Source organism: Caulobacter sp. GW821-FHT11E10, from assembly GCF_058808375.1.
On the sequence record NZ_JBXARP010000003.1, the window covers coordinates 440,258 to 458,248 of the forward strand.

At 68.1% G+C, this 17,991-nt stretch carries 19 protein-coding genes; 8 read left to right on the forward strand and 11 right to left on the reverse strand.

What is annotated here, in order from left to right:
• Nucleotides 1–66: 66 nt before the first annotated feature.
• Nucleotides 67–267 (forward strand): KTSC domain-containing protein, encoded by a 201-nt coding sequence (locus AC1RRV_RS08100; RefSeq protein WP_492859085.1) that lies wholly within the window; start codon nucleotides 67–69, stop codon nucleotides 265–267.
• A 72-nt stretch (nucleotides 268–339) separates the two neighbouring features.
• Here AC1RRV_RS08100 and AC1RRV_RS08105 read toward each other — a convergent pair whose 3' ends face one another.
• From AC1RRV_RS08105 to AC1RRV_RS08115, 3 genes are all read right to left on the reverse strand, one after another.
• Complete coding sequence (locus AC1RRV_RS08105) at nucleotides 340–1,566, reverse strand: argininosuccinate synthase (protein ID WP_492859086.1); 1,227 nt, start codon at nucleotides 1,564–1,566, stop codon at nucleotides 340–342.
• An 83-nt stretch (nucleotides 1,567–1,649) separates the two neighbouring features.
• On the reverse strand, nucleotides 1,650–2,012 hold the full coding sequence (locus AC1RRV_RS08110) for a hypothetical protein (protein ID WP_492859087.1): 363 nt from the start codon (nucleotides 2,010–2,012) through the stop codon (nucleotides 1,650–1,652).
• Nucleotides 2,013–2,014: 2 nt separating this feature from the next.
• The gene (locus tag AC1RRV_RS08115; RefSeq protein WP_492859088.1) at nucleotides 2,015–4,012 is read right to left on the reverse strand and encodes a potassium transporter Kup; all 1,998 of its coding nucleotides are present in this window, start codon (nucleotides 4,010–4,012) and stop codon (nucleotides 2,015–2,017) included.
• 201 nt (nucleotides 4,013–4,213) lie between these two features.
• Here AC1RRV_RS08115 and AC1RRV_RS08120 point away from each other — a divergent pair, with 201 nt between their 5' ends.
• From AC1RRV_RS08120 to rlmN, 4 genes are all read left to right on the forward strand, one after another.
• Nucleotides 4,214–4,657: an Rrf2 family transcriptional regulator gene (locus tag AC1RRV_RS08120; protein ID WP_492859089.1), complete on the forward strand. Its 444-nt coding sequence runs from the start codon at nucleotides 4,214–4,216 to the stop codon at nucleotides 4,655–4,657.
• A 142-nt stretch (nucleotides 4,658–4,799) separates the two neighbouring features.
• Nucleotides 4,800–5,411: a flavodoxin family protein gene (locus tag AC1RRV_RS08125; RefSeq protein WP_492859090.1), complete on the forward strand. Its 612-nt coding sequence runs from the start codon at nucleotides 4,800–4,802 to the stop codon at nucleotides 5,409–5,411.
• A gap of 178 nt (nucleotides 5,412–5,589) precedes the next feature.
• Complete coding sequence (locus AC1RRV_RS08130; RefSeq protein ID WP_492859091.1) at nucleotides 5,590–6,390, forward strand: SDR family NAD(P)-dependent oxidoreductase; 801 nt, start codon at nucleotides 5,590–5,592, stop codon at nucleotides 6,388–6,390.
• A gap of 83 nt (nucleotides 6,391–6,473) precedes the next feature.
• Nucleotides 6,474–7,685 carry a dual-specificity RNA methyltransferase RlmN gene (gene rlmN, locus AC1RRV_RS08135; RefSeq protein ID WP_492859240.1) on the forward strand — a complete coding sequence of 404 codons (1,212 nt, stop codon included), beginning with the start codon at nucleotides 6,474–6,476 and terminating at the stop codon, nucleotides 7,683–7,685.
• On the opposite strand, the gene AC1RRV_RS08140 is transcribed toward rlmN, so the two are convergent.
• A complete protein-coding gene (locus AC1RRV_RS08140; RefSeq protein ID WP_492859092.1) occupies nucleotides 7,682–8,011 on the reverse strand; it encodes an ArsR/SmtB family transcription factor in 330 nt (109 codons plus the stop codon). The genes rlmN and AC1RRV_RS08140 overlap by 4 nt on opposite strands.
• 63 nt (nucleotides 8,012–8,074) lie before the next feature.
• Here AC1RRV_RS08140 and AC1RRV_RS08145 point away from each other — a divergent pair, with 63 nt between their 5' ends.
• From AC1RRV_RS08145 to AC1RRV_RS08155, 3 genes are all read left to right on the forward strand, one after another.
• Nucleotides 8,075–8,524 (forward strand): SRPBCC domain-containing protein, encoded by a 450-nt coding sequence (locus AC1RRV_RS08145; protein ID WP_492859093.1) that lies wholly within the window; start codon nucleotides 8,075–8,077, stop codon nucleotides 8,522–8,524.
• Between the two features lie 92 nt (nucleotides 8,525–8,616).
• On the forward strand, nucleotides 8,617–9,045 hold the full coding sequence (locus tag AC1RRV_RS08150; protein ID WP_492859094.1) for a DUF350 domain-containing protein: 429 nt from the start codon (nucleotides 8,617–8,619) through the stop codon (nucleotides 9,043–9,045).
• Between the two features lie 25 nt (nucleotides 9,046–9,070).
• On the forward strand, nucleotides 9,071–9,904 hold the full coding sequence (locus AC1RRV_RS08155) for a S1 family peptidase (RefSeq protein ID WP_492859095.1): 834 nt from the start codon (nucleotides 9,071–9,073) through the stop codon (nucleotides 9,902–9,904).
• Here AC1RRV_RS08155 and AC1RRV_RS08160 read toward each other — a convergent pair.
• From AC1RRV_RS08160 to rsmI, 7 genes are all read right to left on the reverse strand, one after another.
• Nucleotides 9,901–11,607 carry an AmpG family muropeptide MFS transporter gene (locus AC1RRV_RS08160; RefSeq protein WP_492859096.1) on the reverse strand — a complete coding sequence of 569 codons (1,707 nt, stop codon included), beginning with the start codon at nucleotides 11,605–11,607 and terminating at the stop codon, nucleotides 9,901–9,903. The two genes, AC1RRV_RS08155 and AC1RRV_RS08160, sit on opposite strands and share 4 nt — an antisense overlap.
• A gap of 35 nt (nucleotides 11,608–11,642) precedes the next feature.
• Nucleotides 11,643–13,196 carry a response regulator gene (locus tag AC1RRV_RS08165; protein WP_492859097.1) on the reverse strand — a complete coding sequence of 518 codons (1,554 nt, stop codon included), beginning with the start codon at nucleotides 13,194–13,196 and terminating at the stop codon, nucleotides 11,643–11,645.
• 37 nt (nucleotides 13,197–13,233) lie between these two features.
• Complete coding sequence (locus AC1RRV_RS08170) at nucleotides 13,234–14,766, reverse strand: YifB family Mg chelatase-like AAA ATPase (RefSeq protein ID WP_492859098.1); 1,533 nt, start codon at nucleotides 14,764–14,766, stop codon at nucleotides 13,234–13,236.
• A 108-nt stretch (nucleotides 14,767–14,874) separates the two neighbouring features.
• Entirely contained in the window at nucleotides 14,875–15,828 is a 954-nt protein-coding gene (gene gshB, locus AC1RRV_RS08175) for a glutathione synthase (RefSeq protein WP_492859099.1), read from the reverse strand.
• A 66-nt stretch (nucleotides 15,829–15,894) separates the two neighbouring features.
• The gene (locus tag AC1RRV_RS08180) at nucleotides 15,895–16,710 is read right to left on the reverse strand and encodes a SirB1 family protein (protein WP_492859100.1); all 816 of its coding nucleotides are present in this window, start codon (nucleotides 16,708–16,710) and stop codon (nucleotides 15,895–15,897) included.
• A 1-nt stretch (nucleotide 16,711) separates the two neighbouring features.
• A complete protein-coding gene (locus AC1RRV_RS08185; RefSeq protein ID WP_492859101.1) occupies nucleotides 16,712–17,104 on the reverse strand; it encodes a YraN family protein in 393 nt (130 codons plus the stop codon).
• Nucleotides 17,104–17,976 carry a 16S rRNA (cytidine(1402)-2'-O)-methyltransferase gene (gene rsmI / locus AC1RRV_RS08190; protein WP_492859102.1) on the reverse strand — a complete coding sequence of 291 codons (873 nt, stop codon included), beginning with the start codon at nucleotides 17,974–17,976 and terminating at the stop codon, nucleotides 17,104–17,106. The genes AC1RRV_RS08185 and rsmI overlap by 1 nt, the downstream gene beginning before the upstream one ends.
• Between the last annotated feature and the right edge of the window lie 15 nt (nucleotides 17,977–17,991).

Consider the following 17,991-nt stretch of genomic DNA (forward strand, 5'->3'; position numbering starts at 1 on the left):
TTGGAACCAGCCGCGCGTTTCGTTCTTTCCTGTTGCTGACGATCCTCATCCGCGGAGGCTTGAGCCATGCGAGTGGAATCCACGGCGATCACCGAGATCGACTACACCCCCGAACACGGCAAGCTCTTCGTCACGTTTCACGACGGGGATGAGTATGTCTATGTCGGCGTCCCCGAACGGATCAGCCAGGCCTTCTACCGCTCGCGGTCGAAGGGGCGGTTCTTCCAGCGGATGATCCGGGATCGGTATCCGTACAACAGGGTTTGATCGCCGCGCCTGAAACGAAAACGCCCCGGCCAATGGCCGGGGCGCTCTCGTCTTCAGAAATCGAAAAGGCGACTAGCCGCGCTTGTCGCGCTTGGCCAGGACCCGCAGGCGCAGGGCGTTCAGCTTGATGAAGCCGCCGGCGTCACGGTGGTCGTAGGCGACCTTGCCTTCCTCGAACGTGACCAGGTCCTGGTCGTACAGCGAGTAGGGGCTGGTGCGGCCGATGATCGAGACGTTGCCCTTGTAGAGCTTCACGCGCACCTGGCCCGACACCTTGGTCTGGCTGTAGTCGATGGCCGCCTGCAGCATCTCGCGCTCCGGGGAGAACCAGAAGCCGTTGTAGACCAGCGATGCGTACTTCGGCATCAGCTCGTCCTTCAGGTGCATGGCGCCGCGGTCCAGCGTGATGCTCTCGATGCCGCGGTGGGCGGCCAGCAGGATGGTGCCGCCCGGAGTCTCGTAGACGCCGCGCGACTTCATGCCGACGAAGCGGTTCTCGACCAGGTCGAGGCGACCCACGCCGTTGTCGCGACCCAGCTCATTCAGCTTGGTCAGGATCGTGGCTGGGCTCATGGCGACGCCGTCGATGGCGACCGGGTCGCCCTTTTCGAAGTCGATGGTGAAGACGTGCGCCTTATCGGGGGCGTCTTCCGGCGCGATGGTGCGCATGTGGACGAACTCGGGGGCCTCGACCGCCGGGTCCTCCAGGACCTTACCTTCCGAGCTGGAGTGCAGCAGGTTGGCGTCGACACTGAACGGCGCTTCGCCGCGCTTGTCTTTGGTGATCTGGATCTGGTGCTTCTCGGCGAAGTCCAGCAGGGCCTCGCGGGACTTGAAGTCCCACTCGCGCCACGGGGCGATCACGGTGATGTCGGGCTCGAGGCCGTAATAGCCGAGCTCGAAGCGAACCTGGTCGTTGCCCTTGCCGGTCGCGCCGTGGCTGACGGCGTCGGCGCCCATCTTGCGGGCGATCTCGATCTGCTTCTTGGCGATCAGCGGGCGGGCGATCGAGGTGCCCAGCAGGTACTGGCCCTCATAGACCGTGTTGGCGCGGAACATCGGGAACACGTAGTCGCGCACGAACTCCTCGCGCACGTCCTCGATGAAGATGTTCTCGGGCTTCACACCGGCGGCCAGGGCCTTGGCGCGCGCCGGCTCGATCTCTTCGCCTTGGCCGAGATCCGCCGTGAAGGTGATGACCTCGGCGCCGTACTCGGTCTGCAGCCACTTCAGGATGATCGAGGTGTCGAGGCCGCCCGAATAGGCGAGCACGACCTTTTTCACGGACTTGTCGGCCATGGGCGGGGTCCTTTCGGAAGAAACACAAAGTCGCGCGCCTTCAACGGGATCAGGGCGCGCGGGTCAAGCGTAAATGAGCCGGTCTAGAGCTGGCCTTCGTCCTGCAACGTCTTGATGACGAACCGCAGGTGAAACAGCTGGGAGAGGGCCAGGCTGGCGCCGAGCGTGGCGCGAACGAGGAAGATGATGGTCGCCACCACCGGATCCTCGGTGAAGGTCGCCTGGCTGAGCGTGAACGACAGCAGCACGACGATCGAAACCAGCGGAATGGTGAGGAGGCCGAGGGGTTTGGACAGGCGCACGCTGGGCTTGCCGTCACGACTCCATAGCATCGGAATGGTGACGTCCTTGCCGATCCGCTTCCAGGCGCCCTGGGCGGTGGAGGCGATGATGGCGAGGGCGGCGATCGACAGGCCGTCGCCGAGGATGCGGAGGGCGGTTTCCATCCCTACACCGTAACCTGGGCGCCCAGCTCGACCACGCGGCCGGGCGGGATCTTGAAGAAGTCGGTCGGATTGGCGGCGTTCTTCATCAGGTAGATGAACAGACGGTCCTGCCACAGCGGCATGCCGCTATTGGCCGACGGCACGATCGAGCGTCTTCCGAGGAAGAAGCTGGTGGCCATGATGTCGAACTTCAGCCCCTGCTTGCGGCACACGGCCAAGGCCTTGGGAATGTTCGGACTTTCCATGAAGCCGTAGGTGACGATGACCTTCTTGAAGTCGTCGTTGACCTTCTCGATCTTGACCCGGTCGTCCTCGTTGACGCGCGGCGTCTCGGCCGTGCGCACGGTCAGGATGACATTGCGCTCATGCAGCACCTTGTTGTGCTTGAGATTGTGCATGAGGGCGACCGGCGTCATTTCCGGGTCCGAGGTCAGGAAGATCGCCGTGCCGGGCGCGCGGTGCGGGGCGCGAGCGCGCAGGATCTCCATCAGGTCGACCAGGGGCACGCTGTCGCGGCGGGTCTTGGCCGTCAGGATGTTGGCGCCGCGGGTCCAGGTCCACATGATCAGCACCAGCACCGCGCCGAACACCAGCGGCAGCCAGGCGCCGTCCGGGATCTTCAGCATGTTCGAGGCGATGAACACCGAATCCAGGGCGACCAGCGGGATCAGCAGCAAGCCCGTCTGCCACAGCGGCCACTTCCAGATCCGGCGGATGACCACATAGGCCAGCAGGGTGTCGACGAACATCGCGCCGGTGACGGCGATGCCGTAGGCGCTGGCCAGCTTGTGCGAGCTCTGGAACATGAACAGCAGCACCAGCACGCCGATCAGCAGGAACTGGTTCACGGCCGGCACGAAGATCTGGCCGGCCTGGGTCTCGGAGGTCCGCTTGATCTCGATGCGGGGCAGGAGGCCCAGCTGCACCGCCTGCTGGGTCATCGAGAAGGCGCCGGTGATCACCGCCTGGCTGGCGATGACGGTGGCGATGGTGGCCATGATCAGCACCGGCCAGTAGGCGAAGCCCGGGACCATCTCCCAGAACGGATTGCGGCCGGCGGCCGGGTTGTCCAGCACCAGCGAGCCTTGGCCCAGATAGTTCAGGGCCAGGCACGGGAAGACCAGGCACAGCCACGAGGCCTGGATCGGGCGTTTCCCGAAGTGGCCCATGTCGGCGTAGAGCGCCTCCGCCCCAGTCACGACCAGGAACACGCTGCCCAGGATGACGAAGCCGATGAAGCCGTTCTCGAACAGGAAGCGGACGCCGTACCAGGGATTGAACGCGCGGAAGATCGAGGGCTCGTCGGCCAGGTGGAACAGGCCCAGAGCCCCGAGGATCAGGAACCAGACGGCCGTGATCGGTCCGAACAGCGAGGCCATCCGGTGGGTGCCCTTGGCCTGGACGGCGAAGAGCAGGATCAGGATGCCGGCCGAGATCGGTACGATGTAGGGCGACAGGGTGTGGCCAAGGCCGGGCGCGTCCTTCAGGCCCTCGACCGCCGACAGCACCGAAATGGCCGGGGTGATGATGCCGTCGCCGTAGAACAGCGCCGCGCCGACCACGCCGAGGAAGAACACGGCCACGGACCGTTTGCGGCCTATGCCGCCTAGCGCCTTCTGGGCCAGGGCCATCAGGGCCAGGGTCCCGCCCTCGCCCTTGTTGTCGGCCCGCATGAAGAAGATGACGTACTTGATCGTCACGAACAGGGTCATGGTCCACAGGACCAGCGACACCACGCCCAGCACCGCGTGTTCGGTCGAGGCCGACGAGCGGGCGTGACTCAGGGCCTCCCGCAACGCGTAGAGCGGGCTGGTGCCGATGTCGCCGAACACCACGCCGATCGAGCCCAGCGCCAGGGCGAAGAAGCCCTGTCCCTTGGGCCCGTGGCCGTGGCCATTACCGCCGCCGTGCCCATTTGGAGGGGCGCCGTCCTGTTGAGGGATGTCGGTAGTCGCAGGCGCGCAATCGGCGTTTGAAGCGCTTTGGGCCTCGGAAGCCATTCAATCCCTCCGGGGGCCCCTCGCAAAACGCTGTCGGGCGACCCATATCGGTCAAGCGCGGCGCGATACACCCAATCCGCGACGTGTTCAATCGTCCCCCGACGTCCGCGTGAGTTCTGGGCGAGGGATACACGCTCGTTGCGAGCATGAAACAGTTTTCAGTTGAACGCACGGACGTTGTCCTTACGTTCCCGGGTTGAGATGTCGGACAGTCAGAAATTTCCCGTAGCGGCGCACGCCTTGGCCTATCTGGCGCACAAGCAGGCCTTTTCGGCCGACCGCGCCGTGGCCAGCGCTGAACTCGCCGCTTCTGTCCCGACCAATCCGGTCGTGGTCCGCCGAGTGACCGCCATGCTGGGCAAGGCGGGGCTGATCGGCGCGCGCGCCGGCGCCAACGGCGGCGCGTGGCTATTGAAGCCGGCCGACACCATCACGCTCGACATCGTGCTGAAGGCCGTCAACGGCTGCGCCCACCTCGGCGTCGCGCCCAAGGGCGTGAAGGGCTGTCCGGTGGGGGAGAAGATCCCCGACGCCGTTCGCGCGGCCATCGACGCCGCCGGCAATGCGGCGCACGAGCGCCTGGCCCAGATCACCGTCGCCGATCTCCTGAACGGCGCGCACGAGCCGGTCGCGGCCAACGGCTAATCCGGCGCTGGCGGGTGTTGAGCCGGGCTAAAAGCCGCCCGCAGAAAAATTGCACTCGATCTTGTTGCTGATCCCTGGTGGCCGCGTTTTCACGCATTACGTAATCGCTACCGTTTCAGTTTCGAAACAGGAGGGATTCAAAATGACCACCGTCGCCATCGCCTACCACTCCGGCTACGGCCACACCGAAGTCCTGGCGCACAAGGTCGCCGAGGGCGTCCGTGACGCCGGCCAGACCGCCGTGCTGCTGAAGATCGAGAACGCCGCCCAGGACTTCGCCCCGCTGATCGAGCAGATCAGCCAGGCTGACGCCGTGGTGTTTGGCGCGCCTACCTACATGGGCGACGTCTCGGGCGTGTTCAAAGTGTTCGCCGACGCCACCGCTGGCGCATTCTTCACCGGCGCCTGGAAGGACAAGCTGGCCGCCGGCTTCACCAATTCGCACAGCTTCGCCGGCGACAAGGGTCACGCCCTGGAAAGCCTGACGATCCTGGCCGCACAGCACGGCATGAACTGGATCAATCTCGGCCTCGCGCCGCCGAATGTGACCGCCGCCGAGCGCGGGCCCGACACGCTAAACCGCGTGGGCTCGTTCATCGGCGTCGCCGCGCAGTCGGACAACGCCTCGACCGAGATCAGCCCGCCGGCCGGCGACCGCGAGACCGCTCGCCTGCTGGGCGAGCGCGTGGCCAAGGCCGCCGTCCGCTGGGCCGTCGGCGCCACCGCCGTCGACCAGCTCGACAAGGCCGCCTAGCCAAGAGGTCCCCAGGGTCGCGGCGGTCTCCCTCCCAGCCGCGACCCGGAAGGGGCGCGCCCCCAGCCATTCCGGCGCGCCCCTTCCGCCCCTTTGGAGTTTCCGAGGGCTGCTTGAACCAAATCGCGGGCCGTGCTCGTCTCCGGCGAAGTTTCGTCTTCTATCGGATCACCCCAGCATGGCCCGCCGTCTCGCCCTGATCACCGGCGCCTCCGCCGGCATCGGGGCCGCCTCCGCCCGCATCTACGCTAGCCATGGCTATGACGTGGCCTTGACCGCGCGCCGGGCCGACCGCCTCGAAGGGCTGGCCGCCGAAATCAAGCTGCGCTCGGGCGTAGAGGCCTACGCCATCCCCGCCGACCTGGCCGATCCCGCCGGGGTCGACACCGTCCTGGCCGCCATCGCCGAGCAGGGGCGCGTCGTCGACGCCCTGGTCAACAACGCCGGCTACGGCCTGCCGGGGACGTATGCCGAAACCAGCTGGGCCGACCAGGCGACCTTTCTGCAGGTGATGCTGACCTCGGTCTGCGCCATGACCCACAAGGTGCTGCCGGGCATGGTCGAGCGGCGGTTCGGCCGCATCGTCAATGTCGCCTCGCTGGCGGGCCTGGTCCCCGGCGCGGCCGGCCACACGCTGTATGCCGCCACCAAGGGTTTCCTGGTGAAGTTCTCCCAGAGCCTGCACCTGGAGAACCTGTCGACCGGCGTCCATGTCAGCGCCCTCTGCCCGGGCTTCACCTATTCGGAGTTCCACGACGCCAACGGCACCCGCGCCCAGGTCAGCCAGGGGGTGCCCGACTGGATGTGGCTGGGGGCCGACGAGGTCGCCGCCGCCGGCTACGAGGCCGCCGAGGCCAACCGCTCGATCTGCGTGCCGGGCGCGCCCAACAAGACCATCGCCGCCATCGCCAAGGTCTTGCCGGACGACTGGGCCCTGGCCCTGATGGCCAACCAGGGCGGGCGGTTCCGCAAGGTCTAGGGGCTGCGACCGGGCGTCCTTTTGGAAAACCGCCCCGGACCTGCTATATGTCCGCCTCGACCCCCGAAGATCCGGACACCCCCTTGAGCGTCACCCTCGACCTGTCGCGCGTCTCCACCGACGCAGCGCCCGCCATCCCCGTCGCCAAACCCATGGTCAACCTGTCGGGCCTTACGCGCCCGCAGCTGGTCGCGGCCCTGGTCGAGAGCGGCGTGGTCGAGCATGGCAAGGCCAAGATGCGGGCCACCCAGATTTTCCGCTGGATGCACCATCGCGGCGTCACTGATTTCGCGCTGATGAGCGACGTCGCCAAGGAAACCCGCGCGCGCCTCTCCGAGACCTTCGCCCTCAATCGCCCGGAGATCGTCGAGCGCCAGGTCAGCAAGGACGGCACCCGCAAGTGGTTGATCCGCATGGCCCCGGGCATCGAGGTCGAGAGCGTCTACATTCCCGGCGTCGGCCGCGCCGGCGCTCTGTGCGTGTCTAGTCAGGTCGGCTGCACGCTGAACTGCAGCTTCTGCCACACCGGCACCCAGCCGCTGGTCCGCAACCTGACCGCGGCCGAGATCGTCGCCCAGGTGCAGGTGGCCAAGGACGACCTGGCCGAATGGCCGTCGGACAAGGAAGACCGCGTGCTCTCGAACATCGTGTTCATGGGCATGGGCGAGCCGCTCTACAATCTGGGTCAGGTGGCCGACGCCATCGAGATCATCAGCGACAACGAGGGCATCGGCATCTCGCGTCGCCGGATCACGGTCTCGACCTCGGGCGTGGTGCCGATGCTGGAAAAGCTGGGCAATACGACCCAGGCCATGCTGGCGATCAGCCTGCACGCCACCAACGACGCCTTGCGCGACGAGCTGGTGCCGCTGAACAAGAAATATCCGATCGCCGAGCTGATGGCCGGCATCCGCGCCTATCCGGGCCTGTCGAACGCTCGCCGCGTGACGTTCGAGTACGTGATGCTGAAGGGTGTCAACGACAGCCCCGACGAGGCTCGCGCGCTGGTCAAGCTGATCAAGGGCATCCCAGCCAAGATCAACCTTATCCCGTTCAATCCCTGGCCTGGCAGCGACTACCTGTGTTCGGACTGGTCGACGATCGAGGCCTTCGCCGCGATCCTCAACAAGGCCGGCTACTCCTCACCGATCCGCACTCCGCGCGGTCGCGACATCCTCGCCGCCTGCGGCCAGCTGAAGAGCGAGAGCGAAAAGGTTCGCGCCTCGGCCCTGCGCAAGCTGTCGATGGCGGCGATGGCCGGCATGCTGGGCGACGACGAGGACGAGGCGGCCTAGGCCTCTTCCTCCACCACCTTCTTCAGCCGGCTCAGCATCCCCGCCGCATAGGCCGCGTAGGGGCCGATCCAGCGTTCGTGGATCGCATGCACCGGCAGGGCGTCGAGATGGTTCCACCGCTCGCGCCCGCGTCGCTCGGCGACCACCAGGCCGGCCTCCTCCAGCACGCTTAGGTGCTGCATCACCGTGCAGCGGTCCATCTCCGAGAATAGCGCGCACAGCATGCCGGTCGTGCGTGGCTCGGCCTTCAGCAAATCCAGGATCTGGCGCCGGACCCTGTGGCCCAGCGCCTTGAAGATCAGGTCCGCCTCGTCCTCGTTTGACATGTTATAAGATTATAACATATGGTTGCGGCCAGCAAGGCCAAACCCTGATCAAGGAGATGTCCCATGTCTCACGAATTCACCGTCAGCGGCCGGATCGCCAAGCCCGTGGCCGAGGTCTTCGAGGCCGTGGCCGATCCGAAGAAGCTGTCCGGCTATTTCACCACCGGCGGCGCCCAGGGGCGTCTGGAGACCGGCGCGACCGTCACCTGGGACTTCCACGATTTCCCGGGCGCCTTCCCGGTCGAGGTGGTCGAGGTCGTGGCGAACGAGAAGATCGTCCTGCGCTGGGGCTCGGCTGAACCGAACGCCACCAACAAGACCACCGTCACCATGACCTTCGGCGACACCGGCGACGGCCGCACCCTGGTGAAGATCCACGAGGCGGGCTGGAGCGACACCCCGGCGGGCGAGAAGGCCGCCTTCGGCAATTGCGAGGGCTGGACCGGCATGCTGTGCGCCATGAAGGTCTTCGTCGAGCACGGCCTCAACCTGCGCCAGGGCTTCTACAAGTAAGACGCTTTCTCCCGACACGGGCGCCCCCTACGCAAAGCTCGTCGACCCGTGTTAGTCAGGGCGCTGCCGTTTAACGGGGGTAGTCAGCGTTCATGCCGTCCCAGCTTCAGTCGCCCGAGGTCCAGGCCTTCGCCACCGGTTTTCCGGTCACCCTGCTGCATGCCAGCGTCACCCTGGTCATGCTGGTGCTGGGCACGGCGCTCTACGCGCTGCTGACGCCGCACAAGGAAATCACCTTGATCCGCGAGGGCAACTCCGCCGCAGCCCTGTCGCTGGGCGGCGTGATGGTGGGCCTGGCCATTCCCCTGGCCATCTCGCTGACCGCCTCGACCTCGGTGATCGAGATCCTGATCTGGGGCGCGGCGACCATCGCCGTGCAGTTGCTGGTCTTCCGTGTCACCGACATGGTGCTGAAGGGCCTGCCCGAACGGATCCAGGAAGGCGAGGTCGCCGCCGCCGCCCTGCTGGTCGGCGCCAAGCTGGCCACCGCCCTGGTCCTGGCCGCCGCGGTGGCGGGCTGAGCCGACAGGGACCGGGGGCTCTCCCGTGCATTTTCCCAAGCTTCCAGACTGGCTGGTCTACGCCGCGGCCGTCAGCGCCCTGGTGATCGTCGCCGTGGGCCGGCAGGAGCGCTCGGACGCGCCGCCGCCGCCGCCGCCGGTGCCGGGCGAGGAAGGACTGCCGCTGGGGCCGTCCTCGCCGTTCGATCCCTCGATCGTGGTCCAGGTTCCCGACCGGCCCGAACCCGGCTCGGGCACGGCCTTCTCGGTCGGTGACGACGGCACCTGGCTGACCGCCCGCCACGTGGTCGATGGTTGCAAGCAAGCCGCGATCGTCGTCGCCGACGGACGCGGCGTGGCGGCCAAGATCCATATCGACCCGAATGCAGACGCGGCGGTCCTGACCACCGAGGGCGGCGCGCCGGCCGTGCCGTTGGGTCTGGACCTGACCCTCCGCCGGGGCGCGCGGGCCTATCACCCGGGTTTTCCCCAGGGCCATCCGGGCGAGGCCGCTTCGCGTCTGCTCGGTCGCGAGAACCTGGTCGTCCATGGTCGCGGCGCCCGCACCGAGCCGGTCCTGGTCTGGGCCGAGGTCGGTCGCACCGACACCTTGAAGGGGACGCTGTCGGGGCTTTCCGGCGCGCCCGCGCTGGACAGCGCCGGCCGGGTGATCGGCGTCACCGTGGCCGAGGCTCCGCGCCGGGGCCGCATCTACACGACCGCGCCCGAGACCCTGAAGACCGTATTGGGTAACCGCCGCCGGCCCGCGCCCTCGGAATTCACGGGCAGCGAGCCGATCACCACCGAGAACTACGGCCGCGTCGCCGACGGGCTGCGGCGGGACCTGCGGGTGGCGCAGGTGGTTTGCCTGGCGGTCTAGGCGGCGTCTTCGGCCGGTGTTGCTGGAGCGGGTTCGCTCGCAAGGGTCTTGCGCGCCACGGCGAAGGTCAGTGCGATCGCGAAGATGCCGATGATCGTGGAATATAGGAAGAAGACCATATAGCCACTGCCTAGTGCGGCGGGGGAGACTCCGGTCTTCGCAGCGCCGGACACGAGCGCATCGGGCGTCATGTGGGCGAACAGAGGCTTAAGCGCCGCGAAGGGGCCGCCAGCTTCAGCCGCGCGAGCCGAGCCTTCGACGATCCGCCCCGACAGTGTGGCGATGACCTTGCCAGGCAACGCGTAGAGAGACGAGAAGAGCGCGTACTGGGTCGCTGTGAACCCTTGTCCGGTCAGGCTGGACATGTAGGCAATCAGCGCCACGCCGGAGAAGCCTTGGGCGACGTTGTCGAAGCTGATGGCGATGATCAGCGCCCGTACGTCATGCCCCTGCATGGCGAGCCACGCGAAAATCAGGTTGCTCAGTGGCCCGGCGAAAGCTCCAATGACTAGGGACCGGATTAGACCCAAACGGGCCACCGCGATGCCGCCGAACAGCACACCGACCATCGACATGATCGTGCCGAAGACTTTGCGGATCTCGGCGATCTCGGGCTTGGTGAACCCGAGGTCGAGATAGAACGGGTTCATGATGTTCAGCACGAAGTCCGACAGGCGGTAGAAGCAGATCAAGGCCAGGATCAAAGCTGCGGTGCCCCGATGGCGGCGAAAGAAATCGACGAGGGGCGAGCCAAAGGACTGAGACAGATAGGCGCCGGGGCGGGTGGGCGTTTTGGGGATCGGCCAGCAGGCAATGACGATCACGGCCAAGCCGGTAATGACTGCGCCAAGCTGCAGCAGCGTGCCGACCGGCGGCGTCTTCCACAGTCCCGCTAGGCCGAACGCCTCGGGAGACCCGAGCGGCGCCGTCAGGAATGTTAGCGGCGTGGCGTTGCCGGAAAGGCCCGCGCCGGCGATCAGTGCGCCGACAACGAAGATCGCGCCCCGGCAGAGCCATTCGATGATATCGCGCACCGGGTGGGCTGGCACGCCGTCCGTATGGATCGGGCGGATTATGTGGTTCTGCTCTCTGGGTGCGCCGAACACGCCAAGGACGCCGACCAGCATCAGGGCCGCCATGACGGCATAGGAGAAGTTCCAGCCTTTGGCTTCGGCCAGAAGCAGTGGCACGGCCCCGGCCACGACGATGGCGATGCGATAACCCCACTGATAGGCGGCGGCCATGGCCCCCTGGCGGGCGTCTTCGGCAGCCTCGATGCGCCAGGCGTCGATGACAATGTCCTGGGTCGCGCCGGAGAAGCCGACGAACACCGCCATGGCGGCGATGGCCGCCAATCCTCCCGTCGTGGATTGGCCCGAGATAAGCCACAGCCCCAGCATGATCGCCGCCTGAGCGACCAGCATCCAGGACCGTCGATGACCAAGCCAGGCGGTCAATAGGGGGATCTTCACGCGATCCACGAGCGGGGCCCATAGGAACTTGGCCGCATAGGCCATGGTCGCTAGGCTGAAAAAGCCGATGATCTCTAGTGAGACACCGTCCTCGCGGAGCCAAGCCGAAAGGGTATCGAAGACCAGTAGGTTTGGAAGGCCTGCAGAGAAGCCCAGGGCGAGCATCACCAAGATGCGGCGATCGGCGAAGGCGCCGAGCATCGTCAGTTTCTTCTCGGAAGGCGTGGTCATGCGGCGATCCCCCTGGCAGGGGGAACCGCCCCCGTCTAGCTGGCGACCTTGGCTCGCGTCGCGGTTTTCGTCCAGCCGCGCGAAACGCCGCCCGAGAGACCCGTTGTGGTCCAGCGGGTCAGGGCGTCGCGCAGGGCTTCCTGGGTCAGGGGCTTCACGAGGAAATCGTCCATGCCGGCGGCCAGGCAGGCGCGCTTGTCCTCGTCGAAGGCGTCTGCCGTCAGGGCGGCCATGGGGGCGGCGACGCCCTTGGCGCGCAGGGCCTTGGCGGCGTCGATCCCGGACATGCCGGGCATGCGCAGATCCATCAGGATCAGATCGTAGGATCCGGCCACGGCGGCCGCCACGGCCTGCTCGCCGTCGGCGACGCGGTCGACCTTGCAGCCTTCGCGCTCCAGCAGGGTGCGGGCCAGCAGGGCGTTGATCGGATTGTCCTCGGCCAGCAGCACGCGCACGCCCCGGGCGACGGCCCCGGCGATGCGGTCGTCGTGGGCGGGCGCTTCGGTCGGCTCGGTTTCGCCTTCGCCTTGGGCCGTGTCCGCCTGCAGTACCTGGGCGACGATCGAGGCCGCGCGCAGTGGTTTGATCAGGTAGCCCGAGAAACCGGCGGCCTTCAGGCGGTCGATGCGGTCGCGTTGTTCGGGCGTCAGCAGCACCACGGCCTTGCGGCCGGCGGGGGGCTTCAGGGCCCCGCGCGGACCCGACAGGGCGGCGTCGATCAGCAGCACGGCGTCCGCCGGCGCGCCCGACAGCGCCGAGGCGACATCGACGGCGGCGAAGGCGCGGCCGCCGGCGGCCTCGATCTGGCGCACCGTGGCGGCGCGGACAATGGCGTTGGGCGAGGCTATGGCGACGTGGCGGCCGTCCAGCGGGGCCGCCCGGAGGGCTGGAGCGGCGATCTCAAATGGCGCCTCGAACCAGAACTCGGCGCCTTGGCCCAGCTCGCCGCCGACCCCGACCTCGCCGTTCATGGCGTTGGCCAGGCGGGCGACGATGGCCAGGCCCAGGCCCGCGCCGCCCAGCTGGGTGGCGTGGGTGATGTCGGTCTGGACAAAGGCCTCGAAAATGCGAGCGCGGGCGTCGGGGGCGACGCCGGGACCGGTGTCGGTCACCGAGAAGCGGATACGGCCGTCGGCGGTGGCGGTCGCCGACAGCAGCACGCCGCCGGCCTCAGTGAACTTCACGGCGTTGCCGGCGAAGTTCAGCAGGATCTGGCGCAGGCGGCCCTCGTCGGCGCGGATCGTCGGCAGGGGTGAAGGCAGGGCCCAGGCGATCTCGACGCCCTTTTCGTGGGCGCGCGGGCTCATCAGCTCGGCGACCTGGCGCAGCAGGGCCTCGATGTCGACGGGCGCGAGGGCCAGCTCGATCGAGGCCGCGCCCAGGCGGGCGAAATGCAGGACGTCATTGACCAGCGACAGCAGGTGGTCGCCGCTTTCGCGCAGGGCGGTGACATAGGCGCGCTGCTCGCCGGTCAGCTTGGTGTTCTCAAGCAGGCGCGCCATGCCCAGCACGCCGTTCAGCGGGGTGCGGAACTCGTGGCTCAGGGTGGCCAGCTGCTCGGGCGTGACGCCGGGTCTTTGGTCGCTCATGAGGCGAGAGCCTAGAGGGGCACGACTTAACGGGCGGTCAAGCTGAAGCGATTTCCTCGCCCGGCGTTGTCGTGCGCCGATGGGCCAGGGCTTCGGCCACGTGGACGCGGCGGACGCCATCGACGCCCTCCAGGTCGGCGATGGTACGGGAAAGGCGCAGCACCCTTGTCCAACCCCGGGCGCTGATCCGGCCGGCCTCGGCGGCGCGGGCCAGCAGGGCGCGGCCCGGCTCGTCCAGCGCGGCGATCGCCTCCAGGAAGGAGCCCTCGGCCCGGCCGTTCAGGCCGTCGGCGACGCCGTGCTCCTCGGCGCGGTCCAGTTGCAGCGCCCGGGCCCGGGCGACCCGGGCGGCGACCTCGGCCGAACCCTCGACGGGCGGTGGCAGGGACAGGTCGGCGGCGGTGACGGCGGGCATGTCGACCGCCAGGTCGATGCGGTCCATCAGCGGACCGGAAACGCGGCCTTGATAGTCCTTCTGGCAGCGCGGAGCCTTGCCGCACGCGCCCCGTCCGGCTCCTCCATGGCCACAGCGACACGGATTCATGGCCGCCACCAGCTGCACCTTGGCCGGATAGCGGACGTGGGCATTGGCGCGGGCGACCATCACTTCAGCGGTCTCCAGCGGACCGCGCAGGCTGTCCAGGGCCTGAACGCCAAATTCCGGCAGTTCATCCAGGAACAGCACGCCGTTGTGCGCGAGTGAGACCTCGCCGGGCTTGGCGCGGTGGCCGCCGCCGGTCAGGGCGGCCATGCTGGCGCTGTGGTGGGGACTGCGGAACGGGCGCGTGCGGGTCAGCGCCCCGCGCGCGATCAGCCCGGCCACCGAATGGACCATCGAGGTCTCCAGCAACTCCGAGGAGGTCAGCGGCGGCAACAGACCGGGCAGGCGCTGGGCCAGCATCGACTTGCCCGAACCCGGCGGACCGACGAAGAGCAGGTTGTGGCCGCCGGCCGCGGCGATCTCCAGGGCGCGCTTGGCGTGCTCCTGGCCTTTGACATCACGCAAGTCCTTGGGCCTTTCGCCCTCGACGATCGGGCCGGGCGTCGGGGCCGTGAGGATCTGGCTGCCCCGGAAGTGATTGATCAGCGAGACCAGCGAGCGCGGGGCCAGGATCCGGGTGTCGCCGGCCCAGGCCGCCTCGGGTCCGGACGCCTCGGGGCAGATCAGTCCCAGGTCCATGGCGCCGGCCGCCATCGCCGCGGGCAGGGCGCCGGCCGCTGGGACGATGCGCCCGTCCAGGGAGAGCTCGCCCATCGCCGCCCAGCCGTCGAGGGCGTCCAGCGGGATCACCCCCAGGGCGGCCATCACCGCCAGGGCGATCGGCAGGTCGAAGTGGGTGCCTTCCTTGGGCAAGTCCGCCGGGGCCAGATTGGCGACGATGCGCTTGCCGGGCAGGGAGAGGCCCAATCCGGCGAAGGCGCCGCGCACCCGTTCACGGCTCTCGGCGACCGCCTTGTCGGCCAGCCCAACCACCACGAAGGACGCAAGTCCGGTGGTCAGTTGGACCTCGACGTCGACCCTTCGGGCCTCGACCCCCTCGAACGCCACCGTGACGACCTTGGCGGCCATCGATCACCTCATGGATGCATGTATTTATCCACAAGGTGCAGCATAGCTTGCGAAATGGAGCAAGAACGAAAAATGAACGTTTCGGGAAATCTTCGTTCTTACGCAGAGTTACCCACCGTTTCGGCGAAGTTCCTCAATACGGTCCCAGAGTACGGCCGCGGCATTGATACCGGTAAAACGCTTAAGCTGTTGCGCGCCGGTCGGCGACGTAACGTTGATTTCGGTCAGGTACTCGCCGATGACGTCGATGCCGACAAAGATCAGTCCACGGCGCTTCAGTTCAGGCCCGATGATCTTGCAGAGTTCCAGGTCTCGAGCGGTCAGTTCCACCGCTTCGGCGCGGCCGCCGACCCGAAGATTTGAGCGCACCTGACCGGTCGCCGGCACGCGGTTGATGGCCCCGACGGGCTCGCCGTCGACCAGCAGGACGCGCTTGTCGCCCTTGCTGACGGCGGGCACGAACTTCTGGGCGATGACCTGCTCGCGGCCGATCATGGCGTGCAGTTCCAGCAGGGCGTCGAGGTTCGGATCGTCGGCCAGCAGCCGCGCCACGCCCGAGCCGCCGCCGCCGTAGAGGGGCTTCAGCACGATGTCGCCGTGCCGGGCGCGGAAGTCGTAGATCGCCTCGTGGTCGCTGGTGATCAGGGTCGGCGGCTGCACGCCCGGGAAGTCGGTGACGAACAGCTTTTCCGGCGCGTTGCGCACCTCGGTCGGGTTGTTCACGACCAGGGTGTGCGGGTGGATCTTGTCCAGGAAGTGGGTGGCCGTGATGTAGGCCATGTCGAACGGCGGATCCTGGCGCATCAGGACGACGTCGATGTCGTCCTTCATGTCGATCAGCGCGCTCTCACCCAGCTTGGCGTGGGCGCCCTTCTCGGCGAACACCTCCAGCGACTGGGCGCGCGCGAACACCCGGCCATCTTCCTGGGAGAGCTTGTCGGGCGTGTAGAACCACAGTTTGTGGCCGCGCTGTTGCGCCTCCATCATCATCAGGAAGGTCGTGTCGGTGTCGATGTTGATCCCCAGGACGGGATCCATCTGGACGGCGACTCGCAGCGACATGGGGGCTCCAGGACATAAACGGCCGGTAGGCGGCGCCTGTGTAGTTAAGCCGTTTTCGCGCGAACGCTAGTTCAACCGCAGCCGCATCCGCTCGCGCGCGGCCCGGGCCGCGATCGCCGCGCCGCCGTCCAGGGTCTGGGCGCGGGACAGGGCCTGCAGGGCGCCGGCCAGGGCGCCCTGGCCTTCGCGGGCGGCTGCGACGTCTAGCCAGGGGCGGTGGTCGGCGGGATTGAGCAGGGCGCGGCGCAGGGCCGAGCGCTCGGCGCGGACCCAGTCCTTGGCCTGCTGGGCGCGGGCGAAGATGTTGTTCTGCAGGCGGATCAGCACGGCCCGGTCGGGGATCGGCGCCATCAGAAGCTCCAGCCGCGCGGCGACGTCCGGCATCAGGCCGGTGCGCAGGGCCCGGCGCGACAACTCCGACGGCAGCACCACCCGGCCCTCGCTGAACGGGTCGAGCGCCAGGGGGCCTTCCTCGGTCTCGATGCGCAGCAGGAAGTGGCCGGGGAAGTCGACGCCATAGAGGTCCAGCCCGGCCTCGCGGGCGGCGTGCAGGTAGAAGACGCCAAGAGCCACCGGCAGGCCCTTACGGCGCTCGGCGATGGCGATGACGTCGGCATTGTCGGGGTGGTCGTAGGTCAGGACGTCGCCGGTCAGGCGCAGGTCGCCGGCCAGGGTCTCGGCCACGGCCTCTTCGGGCGACTCGCTTTCGGCCCGGCGGCGCAGGCGCTCGGCGGCGTCCTTGGCGAGGTTGATGGCCGGGGTGGTGTCGCGGCTGGGATCGTCGTGGACAGCGCAGGCCAGGGCGGCCTCGAACAGCGGGAAGCCCTCGTCGGGACCTTCGCCGGCCCTGGTCAGGATCGCCTCGGCGTCTTCCCGGGTCACATCACGCTCCTGTCCAGGCGTCGGGCAGGTGGCGGGGCGGGCGGCCGGGCGCGAGGGCGATCAGGTCGAGGCGCACGAGCAGGTCGCGCAGGCCGGCGCGATGCGCGGAGAGGTGGGCGGCGGCGCGGCGCAGGCGGTCGCGCTGGGTCGGCGTCACGGCGTCCAGGGCGTCCTCGATCGTCGTTCGTTGCTTGACCTCCACAACGGCCAAGGTGCGTCCGCGTTGCGCCAGCAGGTCGATTTCGCCGAGTGGCGTCGCCAGTCTGAAGCCGAGAATCCGATAGCCCTTAGCCATCAGCCACAAGGCCGCGATCACCTCGGCCCGCCGGCCGAGCTTGCGCGCCGCCGCGCCCCGGGCCTGACGAACAGGGGTTGGACGGGCGCCGGCGGCCATCAGGCCTGTTCCTTCATCGCCAGGGCCTGGCGGTAGAGGTCCTTGCGCGACAGGCCGAGCGCCTTGGCCACTTCCGAAGCGGCCTCGCCGAGCGGCAGACGGGCCATGGCCTCGCGCAGGGCGGCCTCGGCGTCGTCGACGGTGGCGACCTTCTCGCTGCCCGGTCCGACCAGGATGACGATCTCGCCCTTCGGCGCCTCGAAGCGCGGGTCGACGGCGAGCTCGGCCAAGGGGCCGCGGATGCAGGTCTCGTAGAGCTTGGTCAGTTCACGGCAGACGGCCGCCTGGCGCGTTCCGCCGAACACGACGGCCATGTCGGCCAGGCAGTCGTCGACCCGCGAGCCGCCCTCGTAGAAGATCAGGGTGGCGCGGGTGTTGGCGAACTCTTCCAGGAAGGTCCGGCGGGCCGCGCTCTTGGGCGGCGGGAAGCCGGCGAACAGGAAGCGGTCAGTCGGCAGGCCCGCCAGGGTCAAGGCCGCCAGGACCGCCGAGGCGCCGGGGATCGGGATGACCGGATGGCCGGCGGCGATCGCCTCGCGGGCCAGGCGGTAGCCGGGGTCGGAGACCATCGGCGTGCCGGCGTCCGAGACCAGGGCGACACGCTCTCCGGCCTCAAGCCGTTCCAGGATGCGGGGAATGGCGCGCTCGGCCACGTGCTCGTCGTGGCGCTCCAGCTTGGTTTTGATCCCGTAGGCCGCCAGAAGCTTCCCCGTGACGCGGGTGTCCTCGGCCAGCAGCACGTCGCAGGCGGCCAACACGTCGAGGGCCCGCAGGGTGATGTCGCGCAGGTTCCCGATCGGCGTCGCCACCAGATAAAGGCCCGGCGCCAGCGGCGCGTCGGACAGGGCTGGCGGGGGAAGCTGGCGGCTCACGCGTTAGGTGTCCTT